Here is a 1,576-nt window from a genome sequence, read left to right on the forward strand (position 1 = left end):
ACAAAATCTTAAATTGAAGAGTTTGATCATGGCTCAGATTGAACGCTGGCGGCAGGCCTAACACATGCAAGTCGAGCGGAAACGAGTTAACTGAACCTTCGGGGGACGTTAACGGCGTCGAGCGGCGGACGGGTGAGTAATGCCTAGGAAATTGCCCTGATGTGGGGGATAACCATTGGAAACGATGGCTAATACCGCATAATCTCTTCGGAGCAAAGAGGGGGACCTTCGGGCCTCTCGCGTCAGGATATGCCTAGGTGGGATTAGCTAGTTGGTGAGGTAATGGCTCACCAAGGCGACGATCCCTAGCTGGTCTGAGAGGATGATCAGCCACACTGGAACTGAGACACGGTCCAGACTCCTACGGGAGGCAGCAGTGGGGAATATTGCACAATGGGCGCAAGCCTGATGCAGCCATGCCGCGTGTATGAAGAAGGCCTTCGGGTTGTAAAGTACTTTCAGCAGTGAGGAAGGGGTGTATGTTAATAGCGTGCATCTTTGACGTTAGCTGCAGAAGAAGCACCGGCTAACTCCGTGCCAGCAGCCGCGGTAATACGGAGGGTGCGAGCGTTAATCGGAATTACTGGGCGTAAAGCGCATGCAGGTGGTTTGTTAAGTCAGATGTGAAAGCCCGGGGCTCAACCTCGGAATTGCATTTGAAACTGGCAGACTAGAGTACTGTAGAGGGGGGTAGAATTTCAGGTGTAGCGGTGAAATGCGTAGAGATCTGAAGGAATACCGGTGGCGAAGGCGGCCCCCTGGACAGATACTGACACTCAGATGCGAAAGCGTGGGGAGCAAACAGGATTAGATACCCTGGTAGTCCACGCCGTAAACGATGTCTACTTGGAGGTTGTGGCCTTGAGCCGTGGCTTTCGGAGCTAACGCGTTAAGTAGACCGCCTGGGGAGTACGGTCGCAAGATTAAAACTCAAATGAATTGACGGGGGCCCGCACAAGCGGTGGAGCATGTGGTTTAATTCGATGCAACGCGAAGAACCTTACCTACTCTTGACATCCAGAGAATTTTCCAGAGATGGATTAGTGCCTTCGGGAACTCTGAGACAGGTGCTGCATGGCTGTCGTCAGCTCGTGTTGTGAAATGTTGGGTTAAGTCCCGCAACGAGCGCAACCCTTATCCTTGTTTGCCAGCGAGTAATGTCGGGAACTCCAGGGAGACTGCCGGTGATAAACCGGAGGAAGGTGGGGACGACGTCAAGTCATCATGGCCCTTACGAGTAGGGCTACACACGTGCTACAATGGCGCATACAGAGGGCAGCCAACTTGCGAAAGTGAGCGAATCCCAAAAAGTGCGTCGTAGTCCGGATTGGAGTCTGCAACTCGACTCCATGAAGTCGGAATCGCTAGTAATCGTGGATCAGAATGCCACGGTGAATACGTTCCCGGGCCTTGTACACACCGCCCGTCACACCATGGGAGTGGGCTGCAAAAGAAGTGGGTAGTTTAACCTTTCGGGGAGGACGCTCACCACTTTGTGGTTCATGACTGGGGTGAAGTCGTAACAAGGTAGCGCTAGGGGAACCTGGCGCTGGATCACCTCCTTATACGATGATTA

At 53.0% G+C, this 1,576-nt stretch carries 1 rRNA gene; it reads left to right on the forward strand.

From position 1 onward, the window contains the following. Positions 1–10 precede the first annotated feature (10 nt). Positions 11–1,565, forward strand: a 16S ribosomal RNA gene (locus MU515_RS20020). Positions 1,566–1,576: the final 11 nt, after the last annotated feature.

Origin of the sequence: Vibrio intestinalis (genome assembly GCF_025195085.2) — a bacterium.
Classification (GTDB): domain Bacteria; phylum Pseudomonadota; class Gammaproteobacteria; order Enterobacterales; family Vibrionaceae; genus Vibrio; species Vibrio intestinalis.